Genomic DNA, 16,217 nt, shown 5'->3' on the forward strand with positions numbered 1-16,217 from the left:
CAGGGGGTGACGGCCGCTCGCGCGGAGCGTGCCCCCTGCTCCGGGGCCGGGACGGCAGAGCACCTGGTGGGGGCGCGCATGCCCCCGTAACGCACGGTGGCCGTACTGGGCGGGCGACGCACTGTGAGCCGTCCGGGCCCGCCTGCATGTGCTTCGGGCTCACGCAGGCCGGACGGCCAGCTCGTCGAGCGACTTCAGCAACCCCGGCAGTTCGGGACCGCGGCCGACGGGCAGGACCTCGCCAGGTTCCTCGTCCAGCAGGATGAACGCGATGTCGTCGGTCCTGGCCACCAGGGACCAGCCGGGACCGTCCGCGCGCAGCGTACGGGCTCCGCCCGGGGCGAACGCGGAGCGGATGCGGCCGGGAGGGGGCGGGTTCGTGACGTACGCGCGGGCCTCTTCGAGCGCTCTGCGCAAGCCTGGATGACTGCTGGAGGCGTTGTCTCCCCCGGCCGTATCCTCGGCCTCCGCACCGTTCTGCGCGTCCCCCGAGGGGGTCCCGCCGCCCGGGGACTCGTCCACGGATCGCCCGAATGCGGTCTCGTCGTCGATCTGCTCCCGCCAGACGGCCCACTGCAGGGCGATCTCGTCCGCACCGAGACGCCGCTGGGCCGCTCCCCAGACCTCGGTGTCCGGCGGCGCCAGGGGTGCCGGGTCGGTTCCCTCGGCGGCCGGGTCCGGTGTCGGGTCGTGCGGCTCGGGAACGCCGGGCGCCGCGACCGCCAGGGCCAGCGGCCAGCCCGGCAGAGCGCACACCACCGAGCGGTCGTCGGGGGAGAGGTCGTACTCCATGCCGCAGTCCCAGGAGGCGATGGCGACGGCCACCAGCGAGACGTCGTCGACGACGACCGTCCAGCGGGCGCCGCCGCCGTCCTGGCCGAGCACAAGACCGTACCCCTCGGCATACGGCTCGAGGCCGAGCGCGCCGCACGCGGCCACGTAGTCGTCGCCGAGCACGCTCGGGAACTGCGCGGGGGTCAGCAGCACCGCGGTCAGCACAAACAGTGCGTCGTCGTCGGTGACCGCCTCGTCGGGCCCGGCCACAGCATCCTCCTCTTTCCTCACAGCTTCGTCCGTCGGCGCACCTTAACTACTCGGTAACCCTGCCGTCGAGGCCCTGACGAGCGGCATTGCCCCGGTGACGGGAGGCCGCCGGGGCTCGCTCCGGCGCGCCGGAGCGCCCCTCGCACCGGAGCGGCCCTCGGACCGTGGTGCCCCTCGCACCGTGGTGCCCGTCAGTCCGGCCCGCGTAGGGTTGTGCCTCCGGCCGACGAGGGGACAACCAGGGTGAAGCGGTTCGAACGGCTCAAGGAGATCCAGCGGCTCGACCCGGAGCGGGACTTCCTCGAGATCTACCGGCTCACCGTGACGTACGAATTCCCCTGGGACATCACCCGCGCACTCGAACTCGCCCTGTACCGCACCTATGCCGTCCCCAGCATCGGCCGACTCCTCGCGGAGACAGGGGAACTGACGGAACGTTCACAGAAGCGGTACGACGACACCGCACTTCTCCTCGACGCCGTCGTGGAGCACGGATTCGACAGCGAGGCGGGACGCACGGCGGTCCGGCGGATCAACCGGATGCACCGCAGCTACGACATCAGTGACGGCGACATGCGCTACGTGCTGTGCACCTTCGTCGTCACCCCCAAGCGCTGGCTCGATGCCTATGGCTGGCGCAAACTGTCCGGCCACGAGCTGCGCGCCTTCGCCGCCTACTACCGCACCCTCGGCACGCACCTGGGCATCAAGGACGTGCCGCAGACGTACGAGGACTTCGAACGCACCCTCGACACCTATGAGGAGGAGTACTTCGGCTGGGACGAGGGCGCACGTGCGGTCTCCGACGCCACGCTGGCCCTCATGGGCTCCTGGTATCCGGGCCCGCTCGCGCCCGTCGTGCGCAAGGCCGCTCTCGCACTGCTCGACGAGTCGCTGCTGCGGGCGTTCCGCTACGAACGTCCCGGCCCCTTCGCCCGGGGACTGACCCGCGGAGCGCTGCTCCTGAGGGCCCGTGCCGTGCGGCTCCTGCCGCCGCGCTCCACCGCGCACTACGCCCGCCAGAACCCCGAGATCAAGGGCTACCCGAACGGGTACGAGGTCGCGGGGCTCGGTACATTCCCCACGCCGGGCGTCCGAGGGTGCCCGGTCCCGCACGGCCGGCCCTCAGACACTCCGGTCGAGTGAGTCGAGGGTGGCGCGCAGCCACCTCAGCTCGGTCTCGCTGGTCGCCCGGGCGATCGTGAGGATGCCCCGGCGGAAGGGATCGTCCAGTTCCTCGGCGCGCAGCGGCCTGTCCCCGGCGTAGAAGAAGCTCGCCGGCTCCTCCAGGAAGGCCAACCGCCGCCGGAGCACGCCGGCCTGGGCCGACGGGTCCGGCAGATGGCGCAGGAACGCCAGGAGCGCGAACCAGCGGTTCTCATCGGTGATGTCGCCCCGTGCCGGTTCGGCCAGACGGCGCCGCAACTCCGTTCTGCCTGTCTCGGTCAACGTCAGGACGTGACGGGGTGCCGCCGTGCTGCCCGGCTGCGTTTCCCTGGCCAACAGCCCTGCCTTCTCCAGCCGCTTGATGGCCGGGTACAGCGTGCTTTCCGCGACCGGCCTCACATGTCCGGTCAGAGCCGTGATGCGTTTGCGCAGTTCGTAGCCGTGCAGAGGCGTGTCGTACAGGAATCCGAGGATGGAGAGCTCCAGCATGCCCACATTCTGCCCCATGGGCGTGGTACATCGTTGCGGTAATACATCGGTGTCGATGTATGCTTCGGTGAAGTGGGACGTCGACGAGTGGGGAGTGGACCTGTGCACGAGGCGCAGTTCGATCAGCGGGGCAGTTCGATCCGATGGACCGAGTCGGGCGGTACGCCCGACGACGCCGGCGTGGCCGCGGTGTACGTACACGGGCTCGGAGCGATGTCCGCCGTCTACCACGCGCACATTGCGGCCGACCCGGCTCTGTCCGGCCGCCGTTCACTCCTTGTCGACCTTCCCGGGCACGGCATCAGTGACCGGCCCCAGGATTTCGGCTACACGCTGGAGGAGCACGCCGACGCGCTGGCTGCCGCGCTCGACGGAGCGGGGGTGCGCGCCGCGGACCTCATCGGCCACAGCATGGGCGGCGCGGTCGCGATCGTCCTGGCGCACCGGCGTCCGGAGCTGGTCCGGCGCCTCGTCCTCACCGAGGCCAACCTCGACCCGCACCCGCCGGTCACCGCGGGGAGCAGTGGTATCGCCTCGCTGACCGAGGAGGAGTTCGTCCACGGCGGCGGCTTCGCCCGCGTGCTGGCACGGGTGGGTCCGGCCTGGGCCGCGACCATGCGGCTCACGGATCCGCTGGCACTGCACCGCTCGGCGATCTGCCTGATGCGGGGCACCGAGCCGACCATGCGCCGGATGCTGATGGAGTCGCCGGCCGAGCGTGTGTTCCTGCAGGGCGCACTGAGCGGTGAACTCCCGGGCGAGGAAGAGCTGACGGCCGCAGGTGTACGGGTGGAGACCGTCCCGGAGGCCGGACATACCCTCATGTTCGACCGGCCGGACGCGCTGGTAGGGGCCATCGCCGCGCGCCCGGTGTGACGGTGGCCGCTCAGCGCGCGTGCCCGATGTGACGGTGGCCGCTCAGCGCGCGCGCACGGTGTGACGGTGGCCGCTCAGCGCGCGCGCACGGCGAGGACCAGGAAGCGGTCGTCCTTGTCGGTGTACGAGTCCAGATCCCACCCCGCACGTGCCAGCAGGGGAACGAGGCGGGGCTCCGCCCGCAGATCGTCGTCCGAGATGTCTCGGCCGTGCCGTGCGGCCAGCGCTGCCCGGCCGATCGGATGGAACAGGGACAGCCGGCCACCGGGACGCACAACGCGTGCCAGCTCGCGCAGATCCCGCTCGGGGCGCGCGAGATGGGAGATCAGGCCGGCCGCGAACACCGCGTCGAGCGTTCCGGCGCGCAGCGGCAGCTGTGCCACATCGGCCAGGAGCAGGGCACCACTTGCGCCCCGCCCCGCACGTGCCGCCGCATTGAGCATGGCGGGTGTGAGGTCGGCGCCGAGCACCGTGCCGCCGGGCCCTACTGCGGTCCGCAGGTGCGGCAGCGCGCGCCCCGTCCCGCAGCCCGCGTCGAGAACGGCGTCGCCCGGCCGAAGCCGGAGTGCGCCGACGGCGGCGGCGTACGCGGGCCCGTCATCGGGGAACCGGCTGTCCCAGTCCGCTGCTCGGACCGAGAAGAAATCCTGGACATGTGTGTGGTCGTCGGCCATACGGACATGATCGCGTAGTCCGCACCCGAGCGAAACGGCACGAATCGGCGCGCACGTTCGAACCTGCCCCGATCGTTCGGGAACATCTCTCTGTCATATTTCAGCACCTTTCGAAATGCGCCCCTGGCACACGCCCCTGAGCGGGCTAGCGTCCCCGATCCATGGGACACCTGGACCACGCCACCTTCGGCTGGCTGACACCCGCGCTGTCGTACGCGATGGCATCGATCGGCGCCGCACTCGGTCTTCGCTGCACCGTGCGCGCGCTCGCCACCAGCGGCCGTTCGCGCCGCAACTGGCTGTTCACCGCCGCATCCGCCATCGGTACGGGCATCTGGACGATGCACTTCGTCGCCATGCTCGGCTTCGGCGTCACCGGTACCGACATCCGCTACAACGTGCCGCTCACCCTGCTCAGCCTGCTGGTCGCCATGGTGGTGGTCGGGGCCGGAGTCTTCGTCGTCGGCTACAGCCGTGACCGCTCGCGTGCGCTCCTGGTCGGCGGCCTTACCACCGGGCTCGGAGTCGCCAGCATGCATTACCTCGGCATGGCCGCGCTGCGGCTGCACGGCACCGTTGCCTACGACCCACTGCTCGTGGCGCTCTCGGTGACGATCGCCGTCGTCGCCGCGACGGCGGCACTCTGGGCGGCACTGAACATCAGGTCGCCGGGGGCTGTGGCCCTCGCGTCCCTCGTCATGGGCGCGGCAGTCAGCAGCATGCACTACACCGGAATGCTGGCGGTAAAAGTCCGGGTCGCGCCCTCGGGATCCGAGCTCCCCGGAGCCACAGTGATGCAGTTCATCTTCCCCCTCGCCGTGGGCCTGGGCTCGTACCTCTTTCTCACTTCGGCGTTCGTCGCACTGTCACCTGCGGCCCGCGACCACGTGGAGGACACCGCCGAACGGACCCCGGCGGCAGCGGCGCCCTGACGCCCGTACCGCGCGGCACCCCGCCGTACACAGCACTCGGGGCACAGAGCTCCACACCTGGAACGAGGAGGCCATGCGCACACCCCGCACGACGACCCCGGACTCCGGTGCGCACGTCGAACGGCCCGCGCCACCGCCGCGCGGACGCCGCGCGCACGCAGGACGGCCGGCCGACGAGCGCACCGAGCACCAGGCCCGGTCGCCGGCCCCGGACGATCCCCCGGCGCGTCGCGGGTCCCTGCGCCCCAGGACCGTGCGGGCCAAGGTCATTTCCCTGCTGATGGTCCCCGTCGTCTCGCTGCTTGTCCTTTGGGGCTTCGCCACCGTCACCACGGCGCAGGACGTGGCCCGACTGCGCGAACTGCAACGGGTGGACCACACCGTGCGAGCACCGGTCTCGGCGGCCGTCGCCGCATTGCAGATCGAACGCGAGGCGGCACTGCGCCAGTCGGTGGCCCCGGGCACCGGACACGCCGCCGACCTGAAGCGGCAGGCGAGGCGGACCGATGCCACGCTCGGCGCGCTACGCCTGGGCGACCGGCACACGGTCGCCGACGCAGGCAATCTTCCCGTGGGGGTGGCGGGCCGGCTCAGCACCTTCCTGGAGCACACCCAGCAACTGCGCACCCTGCGCAGCCGTCTCCTGGCCCCTCCCACCGGCGGCCCCCGGGACCGGGACGCGGATCAACGCGCCGAAGCGGACGCCGCATTCACGCAGTACTCCGAAGCCATCACCGCGGCGTTCGGTGTCTCCGGTGCGCTGACCGGCATTCAGGACACCGAGCTCGGGTCCGAGTCCCGCGTCCTGCTCGAACTGGGGCGGAGCGGTGAGATGCTGGCGCGCGAGGAGGCGCTGCTGGCCTCCGCCGGGCTCACCGGGACGCTCGACGGCGAGCGGCTCCGCAACTTCACCGGCGCGGTGGCGACCCGCCGGAGCCTCGCCGCATCGGCCGGCGCCGACCTGCCGAGCACCGGCCGAGGTGCCTGGCGGGCCCTCACCGAACGCGGCGCCTACCGCAGGATCATGGCAGCCGAGGACGAGGTGCTGCAGGCAGCGCCGGGCCGCAGAGCCGCGCAGGCGGTGTCCGCCGCGGAATGGGAGCGCGACGCGACCGCGGTACGCGAGGAGCTGAGCTCCATAGAGACCGGCGCGGTCGAGCGCGCCGCCGACCGTGCCGACCCTCTCGCCCGGGCACTGTTCAGTCCTGCCGGAGCGGCTGTCCTCTTCGGGTTCTTCGCCGTCGCCGCCTCACTCGTGATCTCCGTGCGCATCGGCCGGGCGCTCGTCGTCGAGCTCGTCAGCCTCCGCAACAGCGCGCTGGAGATCGCCCGGCGCAAACTGCCCCGCGCCATGCAACGACTGCGCGCCGGCGAGGAACTGGACATCAGGGCGGAGGCGCCTGTCGGCAGGTCTTCCCACGACGAGATCGGCCAGGTGGGCGAAGCCCTCGACACCGTCCACCGTGCCGCGCTCAGCGCCGCAGTCGAACGTGCCGAACTCGCCAGCGGAATCTCCGGAGTCTTCGTCAATCTCGCCCGCCGCAGCCAGGTCCTCGTCCACCGCCAGCTCGCCCTTCTCGACGGCATGGAGCGCCGCGCCGACGATCCCAACGAGCTGGGCGACCTGTTCCGGCTCGATCACCTGACGACCCGGATGAGGCGACACGCGGAGAGCCTGATCATTCTCTCCGGAGCGGCACCCGGGCGCGCCTGGCGGATGGCCGTACCACTGACCAATGTTGTGCGTGCCGCCGTCTCCGAGATCGAGGACTACGCACGCGTGGAGGTGCGGATGCTGCCGGAGGCGGGCGTGAAGGGGGCGGCGGTGGCCGACCTCACCCACCTCCTGGCCGAACTCGTGGAGAACGCCGCACAGTTCTCCCCGCCGCACACCAAGGTGCGCATCAGCGGCGAACCGGTCGGCAACGGGTACGCCCTGGAGATCGAGGACCGTGGGCTCGGCATGGGCAAGGAACTCCTCGGCGAGGCCAACCGGCGCATCGAGCAGTCGGAAGCGCTCGACCTCTTCGACAGCGACCGGCTCGGGCTCTTCGTGGTCAGCAGACTCTCCGTCCGCCACCACATCAAGGTTCAGCTGCGCACCTCGCCGTACGGGGGCACGACGGCGGTGGTGCTGCTGCCGACCGCGCTGCTCCAGAGCGGACTCCCGGCAGGGGAGCCGGCCGCTCCGGTGGGCGCCGACCCCGGGACAACGGTGGTCAGGGACGGCGACGGCCGGGCGCCGGGATCGGGGCCACGTCCCGTGGCCCCGCGTCCCACCGCATTCCCCGCCCCGGTGGCGGTGCCGGCGCTCGAGCCGCGTACGCCCGTCGAGACGCGTACCGGGCCGAAGGCCGCACCTGCGCCGGTCACCACGCTGCACCGGCGTGCACGTCCCTCGGGTCCCTCGGGTCCCTCGGGTCCCTCGGACAAGGACGGTGAGCTGCCGCGTCGCGTCCGCCAGGCCAGCCTCGTACCCCAGCTGCGCGAGAAGCCGCGCCCGGAACGGGGCGAGACGCGCGACCACGGGTCGACGCCCCCGGTCGAACGAACGCCCGAACAGGCTCGCGACCGCATGACCGCCTACCGCAACGGATGGGTCCGCGGCGGCGGGACCGCACCGGGCAGCAGCACACCCGGACCCGATTCCGGTATCCGGCCGTACACCGAAGGAGACCAGGCATGATCGCGAACGAGAGGGCAGCGGCTTCCCGCGGCTCCGGCGAACTCGACTGGCTGCTGGACGATCTTGTCGCACGGGTCGGCGAGGTCCGGCACGCCGTCGTGCTGTCCAACGACGGGCTGGCCGTCGGTGCGTCCAGTGCCCTCAGCAGGGAGGACGCGGAGCACCTCGCAGCTGTGGCGTCGGGTTTCCACAGCCTTGCCAAGGGGGCGGGCCGGCACTTCCGGGCCGGGGGAGTGCGCCAGACGATGGTCGAGATGGACGAGGGCTTTCTGTTCGTCGCAGCAGCCGGCGACGGATCCTGTCTCGCCGTGCTGAGCACGGCCTTCGCGGACATCGGCCTCGTGGCCTACGAGATGGCGCGTCTGGTGAAGCGGGTGGGCGAGCACCTCGCCACCCCGGCGAGGCTCGTCGAACCACCGGCAACCGGCTGAGGGGGCGGGCGTGCGCATGGGCATGAGCGACGACGGCACAGCGCCGGGCAGCCAGTGGTACGACGCCGAGGCAGGCCCGCTGGTCCGCCCCTACGCCGTGACGGGCGGCCGTACCGAGCCGGGGCCCAGTGGGGTGCGCTTCGACCTGATCGCGCTCGTGGCGGTCGACGACGACGCCCCGGACAGTTCCGGCGAGGGCCTGCTCGGCCCGGAACACCGGGCCCTGCTGACGCTGTGCCGAAGCGAGACCCAGTCGGTCGCGGAACTCTCCGCCGACGCCGACCTGCCCGTCGGCGTGGTGAGGGTGCTCCTCGGCGATCTGCTCGAAGCCGGCTTCGTGCGGGTCAGCCGTCCTGTGCCCCCGGCGCAGCTGCCCGACGAGCGGATCCTGCGTGAGGTGATCGACGGCCTGCGGGCGCTGTGACGGGCGCCTGCGCGATGGTCGTCCGTACTGCCACTTCGCGTCGAATACCAAGTTGAATACCGAGGCGAAAACCGACGGGAGCGACCGAATGCGAACAACGAACGGGCCCGTCCGGTCACATCGGTCAAAAACCGTTCACTCCCTACGGCGGCGGCTGCTCCTTGCCATGCTGTCGCCCCTACTGATGGCACTGGCGAGAGAAGTGATCGATGTCCTCCGAGCATGTGGACAGCACGGGTGGGGAACAGACCGAGGACACCACGGCCCTTGCCCTGAAGATATTGGTCGCCGGCGGCTTCGGCGTCGGCAAGACGACCCTGGTCGGCGCGGTCAGCGAGATCCGGCCGTTGCGCACCGAAGAACTCCTCAGCGAGGCGGGGCAGTCCGTGGACGACACCGGCGGAGTGGATCAGAAGACCACCACGACCGTGGCCATGGACTTCGGCCGTATCACCATCAGGTCCGGCCTGTCGCTCTATCTGTTCGGCACCCCGGGGCAGGACCGCTTCTGGTTTCTGTGGGACGAGCTGTCCACAGGTGCGCTCGGAGCGGTTGTACTGGCCGATACCCGGAGGCTCGAGGACTGTTTCCCGGCCGTCGACTATTTCGAACACCGCCGCATTCCGTTCGTCGTCGCCGTCAACTGTTTTGCGGGAGCACGTGCCTACGGGGAGGACGACGTCTCCCGCGCACTCGACCTCGACCGTGGCACGCCGGTCGTGCTGTGCGACGCACGCGACCGAGCCTCCGGAAAAGAAGTCCTCATCCGTATGGTCGAGTACGCCGGGCGGATGCATACCGCCCGGCTGCTCGACTCCGTGGGGCAGGGTGGCACGCAATGAGCCGGATGGCCTGAACGTGTGCCGCCCGGGCATCGCGGTCTAGCCGGCCACCTCGGCCATGGCCAGCACCTTGTCGATGCGCACGCGCACGACGAGCTCGCCGGCTACACCATTGCGTGCCCCGAACTCCTCGGCCGCATCCGGGCCCATGTAGCGGCCGGCGATGCGTGTCGCCCAGTGCCGCAATTCGCCGAGGTCCTCGCTCAGTTCCGCCCGCCCTTGAAGCACCGCGAACGCGAAAGGAGGCCGGTCGTCATCCACGCAGATCGACACCCGTCCATCACGCGCGAGATTGCGGCCCTTGACGCTCTCCTTCCCCGTATTGAAGAGCAGATCGTCATCGTCGAGCAGAAACCAGACGGGAGCGATGTGCGGGCTTCCGTCCGCTCGTACGGTCGAAACCTTGGCGGTGCGGGTTCCCTCCAAGAGGAACGCCCGCCATTCGTCCTGAGTCATGTGGTGTGCCATGAGCCCATCTTCGGACGAGAAACGCAGCATGGCGTGAAGCGACGCCCCGGAGACCGGGAGGCGCTTGCCCGCGAGGGAGCCGTACGCAAGGCTTGCCCATCGACGCGGGGAACGGACGAACGGGGAGGACGAGCACATGCCGATGGACCGGGGACTTGACTGGCTCCTTGACGATCTCACCAGCCGAGTGGAACACGTACAGCACGCTCTGGTGCTGTCGAACGACGGGCTGGTCACCGGGGCCAGCACCGAACTGGCACGCGAGGACGCCGAGCACCTTGCGGCGGTCTCGTCCGGACTGCACAGCCTGGCCAGGGGGTCGGGGCGTCACTTCGGGGCCGGCAGAGCGCGCCAGACCATGGTGGAGTTCGATGAGGCGCTGCTCTTCGTGACGGCGGCGGGAGACGGCAGCTGCCTGTGCGTACTGAGTTCCGCAGAGGCTGATGTCGGCCAGGTCGCCTATGAGATGACCCTGCTGGTCAATCGCGTGGGCGAGCACCTCGGTGTTACGGCACGGCAAGGCGCGGAGCGAGCCGAACGCCTCTGACCTGAGCTTTTCGCTGAACACTCGGAGTTATCCACAGGGGCAGCGGGATCTGCCTCCCCTGGCTACCGTGGTCACAGAGAGTATTCGACCTCACGGGGGAGGCCAGTCATGGCTGTCAAGGAAGCCACACGCACCGTCGGCGCAGGAGCGGAGCGCAGGGACACAGCAGCGGGCGGGGGTGCGGGGAACACACTGGCCGCCGGGCGTGCCGCGCAGGCGCTGGAGTTGAAGCGCGGCGAGTTCGATCTTGCCGTCCATCTCGGACTGATCAGCGCGGAAGCGTGGCCGGGCGTCGGCAGGCCGCGGGTCCGAGGGGAGGAGGTCGACAGGCTGCGAGCCATGGCCGGGTTCCCCGAATCACTCCGGGACAGGGTGCGCACGGCAGGGACGGCGGAGGGCGCCGCCCTGCTCGGCATCAGCGGTGTCCGCTTCAGTGCGCTCGCCCGGATCGGGTGCATCTCACCGGTGGCGTTCTATCTGAACCGATACCGCGCGGTGGTCTGGCTCTATCTCGTGGACGAACTCGCAGGATTCGGCGCGAGGGAGCCCGATCTGCTCGCCGGAAAGAGCCCGGTCGGGATGCGGACCATGCTGGAGGCCGGCGTCGACTGGCGTGCGCGCAACTGGCGTTCGCGCAGGATCGACAGGCTGTTGAGCCGGACGGAGGATCCATGGGTGCGTGCTGCGGTGCAGGCGTCTGCTCTGGATGCGGTCCAGCTCGCGGAGGTAGTGGATGACCCCTACGAACGCGCCTACCTTGCGCGTGTCCGGCCGGAACCTTCCTTCGGACGGCCTGGATCCGTGTCCGGAAGGGAGACCATGGGGCAGCTGGTGCTTGCGGACGATCCGGACGAAATCCTGTGGCGGCGGGTGAACCTGGCCATGGAGCTGGACCGGGCCAGGGAGTGCCGCTCTGCTCCCCGGCCCGGCGGCGAACCTGCGAGCGTGCCCGTGCCTGTACCTGCGCCCGTACAGGTGAGGGCGGTCGGCCGAGCGCCGGGCCGAGCCGCTGTGCCGCCCGTGGCCGGGCCTGGTCTGCTTGCCCGGATCGGACTGGGCAGGCGACGGAGCCGAGATCATTGAGTGCTTGCGATCGGCCCGTTCGCACGGGCATCGTTACCCCATGCTGATCAGGGAAGCCACCGCGGAGGACTGGCCCGCCATCTGGCCGTTCTTCAATGAAATCGTCGCCGCGGGCGAGACGTTCACCTATCCCTTGGACCTGGGCGCGGACGACGCCAGGGAGTGGTGGCTCATGTCCGCGCCGAACCGTACGGTCGTCGCGGTCGATGACGCCGGGACAGTCCTGGGCACGGCCAAGATGAACCGGAACCACATGGGTAACGGCTCGCACATCGCCAGCGCCAGTTACATGGTCGACTCGCGGCACTCCGGCCGGGGTGTGGGCCGTGTCCTGTGCGAATACACCGTGGAGTGGGCGCGGAAAGCGGGCTTCCGTGCCATGCAGTTCAACGCCGTGGTGGAGACCAACACCCGCGCCGTGCGGCTGTACCGCTCGCTCGGCTTCGAGGTACTGGGAACGCTTCCGGAGGGATTCAACCACCCCGTCGAGGGCTACGTCGGCCTGCACATCATGCACAAGTCCCTCTGAAAGGGTCTCAAGGCGACGGGGAGCCATGTGGGTCCGCTGGGACTGCTGAGGCGGCCTAGGCCATTCTGGGCACAGGGGCGTGGAGCTCGCCGAGCCGCTCAGTCACCGACACCGGAGATCGTACGACCCGCAGGTCCGGCGTCCTCCACGCCGCTCCTGGTCCCCGGAGTGACCACCGTGCCGGCCCAGGACAGCGCGTTCCAGCCATCCTCGGGCGTGCCCTCGACCACCACCACCCCCGTGTTGTCGAGGGCCCGTGCGGCGGCGAAGTCCACCGAGACGTTGTGCGCACGGGCTGCCGCCCACATTCTGATCGCCGCGCCATGGCTGATCAGGGCCGCCGTTCCCGTGCGGGCCGGTCCGGCGGCCGAGGCGGCCTCCGCCACCACAGCGTCGAAGCGGGCCAGTGCCTCGGCGCCGCTCTCGCCGCCCGGCATACGTCTCGCCGTGTCTCCGGCGGACCAGGCGAATGCCGTCATCAGATACTCCGCCACCGCCGCCCGGTCGGCGCGCATCTCCAACTTCCCGGCGGAAAGTTCACGGATGCCGTCCCGGATGTGGACCTCCAGACCCCGCTCGGCAGCCAGGGGCGCCGCCGTCAGCTGAGTGCGCGTCAGCGTCGAGGCGTAGAGGGCGCGAATGTCCTCACCGGCCAGGGCGGCCGGCAGCTCGGCCGCCTGGCGTAGACCCAGGCCGGTGAGCCCGGGGCCGGGACGCGCGGTGTCCAGGAAGTGGCCGAGGTTGGACGGCGTCTGACCGTGACGGATCAACAGCAATCGCATAAATGGGACGGGCTCCAGGCTGGGTGCAGGGTGCAACAACAGATATATGTACCGGTCACCTTCCCATCGCGCCACCCCATGCAGTGCCTGCCCGCGTCCCGGCGTGTCCGCCATGTCATAAGTCGCGGTGATGTGGCAACAGTTGGTGCGTCCGATGGTGCGTGGGGTGGGTGCACACCTGGTCGGCGGGGGCAGTACTGTGCGCCCCACCGCCAGTCCGGCGGGGAAACTCGTATGAAGGAAGAATCCATGACCATACCCAGGAGATCGTGGCGTGGCGCGGGAGCATTCGCGGCCGCTGCGGTTGTCGGCCTGACCGGCGGGGTCATCTCCGCCGGTCCGGCCGCAGCTCACACCCCCACCTGGGTTGTGACCTGCTCCGACGTGAGCGTCGACCTGACCCAGTACTCGAGCGACGTCGCCAACGTCGTGACCGTCTCCGTGGTGGGCGGCAAGGAACTGCTCCCCGCGACGACGTTCGGTCGGGAGTTCCACACGAAGACGCCTCTCCAGCTGCCTTCGCACGACAAGGAGCTGACGGTCCGGCTCGTCGTCAAGGCCGGAGACGGCGAGAAGTTCTCGCGCGACGAGACGAAGACGGCCCCGGTGTGCGAGGACAATACTCCGTCGCCCACGCCGACCGAGGCGACTCCGAGTACTGAGCCGTCGGCCACGCAGACCCCCGAGCCGAGTGCCACGCCGAGCGAGACCGCTACGGAGACAGCGCCCGCCCCGGCGGCGCCGAGCCCCAGCGCGCCCGACCTGGCCGAGACCGGTTCGTCGTCCGCCACGCCCGTCATCGGGGGTGCCGCGGTCGCGGTTCTGCTCGCCGGCGGCGGCATCCTGTGGTCCGTCCGTAAGCGCCGTTCCGCGCAGCACTGACGCATCCCGGCAGTCCGGCCCGACGGGCGAGTTCCGGCAGGCCGGGTGAGGGGCGTACCGCATCGGGATCGATGCGGTACGCCCCTCACAGCGTTCCTCATGGCTGCGCCGGGTCCATGGGACCGGGCGCAACCGAGGCGTTGGTCGGCGCGATGGCGGCGTCCGGAGAGGTTGGACCCATCTCGCACCAGACGGCCTTGCCCTCACCGCGGGGTTCGATGCCCCAGCGTGTGGCGACCGCGTCCAGAAGCAGCAGACCGCGCCCCGAGGTCGAGGTCTCGCCCGGGGTGCGACGCCTCGGCCAGACACTCGAGCGGTCCTGGACCGACAGCCTGATGCGCCGAACAGGTTCCGGCAGAACCTCCAGTGTGAGTACGGCTCCGCCCTCCGTGTGCAGCAGCACATTCACCAGCAACTCGCCGGTGACCAGTTCCGCATCGTCGGCCAGTGCGGCCATGTCCCAGTCCGTGAGCGCCTGACGAACGATGGCGCGCGCATCCGAGAGCCCCTCCGGGTCCGCCTGATGGATGTACTGGTGCAGCCGCGGAGCGCGTGGCGACCCCAGGTCGGGGCTGCGGCGCAGCACCAGCAGCGCCACGTCGTCCCCCGAGCCCCATCGTTCCCACAGCCGGTCCGACAGGTGGTCTGCCAGCGCCTCGGCACCCGCCGGCCCGTTGCTGATCTCGTGAACCAGCGTGGCGACGCCCGTGTCGATATCGGCGCCCGGCTCCTCCACCAGCCCATCGGTGTACAGGACGAGCGTCTCGCCCGGTACCAGGTCGAGCCGCGTCTCCGGGAACTCCTCGTCCTTGAAGGTCGTGGAGATCCCGAGCGGCAGACCTCCGCGTACCTGAGGGCTGGCGACCCGGCCGTCGGTGTGCCGGATGAGCGGGCCGAAGTGCCCGGCGCGCACCACGCGTACCGTGCCCGTGGCGAGGTCCACCTGTGCATACGCACACGTTGCGAAGCGGTCGGTGTCCAGTTCGGCCAGGAAGCGGGAGGCGCGAGCCAGTACCGTCGCCGGCGGATGTCCCTCGGCTGCGTACGCGCGCAGGGCGATACGCAGCTGGCCCATGATCGCGGCAGCGTGCGTGTCGTGGCCCTGCACGTCGCCCACCACGACGCCGAAGCGGTGGTTGGGCAGCGCGATCACGTCGTACCAGTCGCCGCCGACCTGCCGGCCGCTCCACGCCGCGTGGTAGCGAACCGCGATCTCCCCGCCCTCGATGTCATGGATCCGCCGCGGCAGCATGGCCGACTGGAGCCCGGTGGCGAACTCACGTTCCTCGTCGAACAGCATGGCCCGCTGGAGCGACTGGGCCACGATGGCGGCCAGTCCCAGGCAGAGAATGCGCTCGTCCGCGCTGAACACCGTGCGTTCCCGGTAGAAGAGGGCGAGCCCACCGAGGGGTCGCGCCTGTGCCACCAGCGGAAGGTAGGCGGCGGCGCGGAACTTCAGCAGGCCCATATGCGGCTCGAGCACCGGATAGCGCCGGATCAGGGAATCGAGCGAGGTGATGAACCGGGGCTTTCCGCTGAGGATCGTGTCACCCAGGGGAAGGTCCGCGTCGAGCTCCCCGGAGCCCAGGCCGCCGAGCACCTCCACGGAGTCGCCGCTCAACGCGATGATGTTGAGTGCGGAGTTCTCCACCAGTCCGAGTGCCAGCCCGTCCGCGCCGAGCCCGGCCAGGCCCCCGGGGCCTGTGAGTGCGGCGGTGACGTCGTCGACGGTCACCGCACGCGACATCGCACTAGTCGTGCGTTCAACAATGTTGGTCTGGCGCTGGCGGCGCTTTTCCAGATTCTGCACGAAGGCCGAATGGGTGACTTCCGCCGTCGCGTCCCGCACCACACCGATGACACGGTGTGCGCGGCCGTCCTCGGAACGCAGGATCCGGGCCTGAACGTGGGTCCACTGGCGCGCGCCGTCCGCCAGGGGCACCTGGAAGTGGACACTGTAGGAGCTGCTCCCGCTGGAGAGCGCCTCGTCGATGGTGACGTCCAGACGCGCTCGTTCCGACGGATCGAGCTGCTCCACCACGGACGTCGGCCGTGCGTCGAAGGTCTCCGGGTCCAGACCGAAGACCATCAGCCCGGCCTCGTCGATATCCAGGGTCCCTGCGTCCAGATCCCATTCGAAACTGCCGGTCCGGTTCATGGCGAGGCGCTCCGCCGTCCCCGTTTCGCTGCTGCCGGTCCCGTCGGACCGGAGGGGAGGCGGAGCCTTGGAGCCTGCTCGCCGTGGATCGTCGGTCATTCCTGCTCCGGAGGTCGTCCGGCAGGCCTGCTGAAAGTCGCGGCCCGTAGGTCTCAATTGTCGAGCCCGCCGTGCGGGAGTGCCACAGCGGTTTCGCAGGGCAC

17 protein-coding genes are annotated in these 16,217 nt (G+C 70.3%); 11 read left to right on the forward strand and 6 right to left on the reverse strand.

Translation table 11 applies throughout. The features are described 5' to 3' along the window. Positions 1–159 precede the first annotated feature (159 nt). The gene (locus ACFWBQ_RS26070) at positions 160–1,044 is read right to left on the reverse strand and encodes a hypothetical protein (protein WP_385497810.1); all 885 of its coding nucleotides are present in this window, start codon (positions 1,042–1,044) and stop codon (positions 160–162) included. A 243-nt stretch (positions 1,045–1,287) separates the two neighbouring features. On the opposite strand from ACFWBQ_RS26070, the gene ACFWBQ_RS26075 reads away from it, so the two are divergent. After that, positions 1,288–2,190 carry an oxygenase MpaB family protein gene (locus tag ACFWBQ_RS26075; RefSeq protein ID WP_385497815.1) on the forward strand — a complete coding sequence of 301 codons (903 nt, stop codon included), beginning with the start codon at positions 1,288–1,290 and terminating at the stop codon, positions 2,188–2,190. Here the strand turns inward: ACFWBQ_RS26075 and ACFWBQ_RS26080 are convergent. Continuing rightward, positions 2,170–2,700, reverse strand: a complete 531-nt coding sequence (locus ACFWBQ_RS26080) for a PadR family transcriptional regulator (protein ID WP_385497820.1) — start codon at positions 2,698–2,700, stop codon at positions 2,170–2,172. The two genes, ACFWBQ_RS26075 and ACFWBQ_RS26080, sit on opposite strands and share 21 nt — an antisense overlap. A 102-nt stretch (positions 2,701–2,802) precedes the next feature. Between ACFWBQ_RS26080 and ACFWBQ_RS26085 the strand changes: the two genes are divergently transcribed. Next, positions 2,803–3,576, forward strand: coding sequence for an alpha/beta fold hydrolase (locus ACFWBQ_RS26085; RefSeq protein WP_385497827.1), 774 nt, complete (start codon positions 2,803–2,805; stop codon positions 3,574–3,576). 74 nt (positions 3,577–3,650) lie between these two features. On the opposite strand, the gene ACFWBQ_RS26090 is transcribed toward ACFWBQ_RS26085, so the two are convergent. Beyond that, positions 3,651–4,250, reverse strand: coding sequence for a class I SAM-dependent methyltransferase (locus tag ACFWBQ_RS26090; RefSeq protein ID WP_385497841.1), 600 nt, complete (start codon positions 4,248–4,250; stop codon positions 3,651–3,653). A gap of 161 nt (positions 4,251–4,411) precedes the next feature. Here ACFWBQ_RS26090 and ACFWBQ_RS26095 point away from each other — a divergent pair, with 161 nt between their 5' ends. From ACFWBQ_RS26095 to ACFWBQ_RS26115, 5 genes are all read left to right on the forward strand, one after another. After that, a complete protein-coding gene (locus ACFWBQ_RS26095; RefSeq protein ID WP_385497847.1) occupies positions 4,412–5,182 on the forward strand; it encodes an MHYT domain-containing protein in 771 nt (256 codons plus the stop codon). A 73-nt stretch (positions 5,183–5,255) separates the two neighbouring features. Further along, the gene (locus ACFWBQ_RS26100) at positions 5,256–7,868 is read left to right on the forward strand and encodes a nitrate- and nitrite sensing domain-containing protein (RefSeq protein ID WP_385497869.1); all 2,613 of its coding nucleotides are present in this window, start codon (positions 5,256–5,258) and stop codon (positions 7,866–7,868) included. Further along, positions 7,865–8,299, forward strand: coding sequence for a roadblock/LC7 domain-containing protein (locus ACFWBQ_RS26105; protein ID WP_385497908.1), 435 nt, complete (start codon positions 7,865–7,867; stop codon positions 8,297–8,299). The genes ACFWBQ_RS26100 and ACFWBQ_RS26105 overlap by 4 nt, the downstream gene beginning before the upstream one ends. 22 nt (positions 8,300–8,321) lie before the next feature. Then, complete coding sequence (locus tag ACFWBQ_RS26110) at positions 8,322–8,723, forward strand: DUF742 domain-containing protein (RefSeq protein WP_385498779.1); 402 nt, start codon at positions 8,322–8,324, stop codon at positions 8,721–8,723. A gap of 209 nt (positions 8,724–8,932) precedes the next feature. Next, on the forward strand, positions 8,933–9,565 hold the full coding sequence (locus ACFWBQ_RS26115) for an ATP/GTP-binding protein (RefSeq protein WP_385497924.1): 633 nt from the start codon (positions 8,933–8,935) through the stop codon (positions 9,563–9,565). A gap of 39 nt (positions 9,566–9,604) precedes the next feature. Here the strand turns inward: ACFWBQ_RS26115 and ACFWBQ_RS26120 are convergent, their stop codons facing one another. Continuing rightward, on the reverse strand, positions 9,605–10,033 hold the full coding sequence (locus ACFWBQ_RS26120; protein WP_385497957.1) for a PPOX class F420-dependent oxidoreductase: 429 nt from the start codon (positions 10,031–10,033) through the stop codon (positions 9,605–9,607). 136 nt (positions 10,034–10,169) lie between these two features. Between ACFWBQ_RS26120 and ACFWBQ_RS26125 the strand changes: the two genes are divergently transcribed. The 3 genes from ACFWBQ_RS26125 to ACFWBQ_RS26135 all read left to right on the forward strand — a co-directional run bounded on the left by ACFWBQ_RS26125 (position 10,170) and on the right by ACFWBQ_RS26135 (position 12,192). Next, the gene (locus tag ACFWBQ_RS26125) at positions 10,170–10,580 is read left to right on the forward strand and encodes a roadblock/LC7 domain-containing protein (RefSeq protein WP_385497974.1); all 411 of its coding nucleotides are present in this window, start codon (positions 10,170–10,172) and stop codon (positions 10,578–10,580) included. 108 nt (positions 10,581–10,688) lie between these two features. Next, positions 10,689–11,663: a DUF6397 family protein gene (locus tag ACFWBQ_RS26130; protein ID WP_385497981.1), complete on the forward strand. Its 975-nt coding sequence runs from the start codon at positions 10,689–10,691 to the stop codon at positions 11,661–11,663. A gap of 40 nt (positions 11,664–11,703) precedes the next feature. Next, positions 11,704–12,192, forward strand: a complete 489-nt coding sequence (locus ACFWBQ_RS26135) for a GNAT family N-acetyltransferase (protein ID WP_385497999.1) — start codon at positions 11,704–11,706, stop codon at positions 12,190–12,192. 98 nt (positions 12,193–12,290) lie between these two features. Here the strand turns inward: ACFWBQ_RS26135 and ACFWBQ_RS26140 are convergent, their stop codons facing one another. Then, complete coding sequence (locus ACFWBQ_RS26140; protein ID WP_385498010.1) at positions 12,291–12,974, reverse strand: histidine phosphatase family protein; 684 nt, start codon at positions 12,972–12,974, stop codon at positions 12,291–12,293. Between the two features lie 249 nt (positions 12,975–13,223). Here ACFWBQ_RS26140 and ACFWBQ_RS26145 point away from each other — a divergent pair, with 249 nt between their 5' ends. Then, complete coding sequence (locus ACFWBQ_RS26145; protein WP_385498016.1) at positions 13,224–13,856, forward strand: LAETG motif-containing sortase-dependent surface protein; 633 nt, start codon at positions 13,224–13,226, stop codon at positions 13,854–13,856. Between the two features lie 97 nt (positions 13,857–13,953). Here the strand turns inward: ACFWBQ_RS26145 and ACFWBQ_RS26150 are convergent, their stop codons facing one another. Next, a complete protein-coding gene (locus ACFWBQ_RS26150) occupies positions 13,954–16,113 on the reverse strand; it encodes a SpoIIE family protein phosphatase (RefSeq protein WP_385498031.1) in 2,160 nt (719 codons plus the stop codon). Positions 16,114–16,217: the final 104 nt, after the last annotated feature.

Source organism: Streptomyces sp. NPDC060035 (assembly GCF_042736635.1).
Lineage (GTDB): Bacteria > Actinomycetota > Actinomycetes > Streptomycetales > Streptomycetaceae > Streptomyces.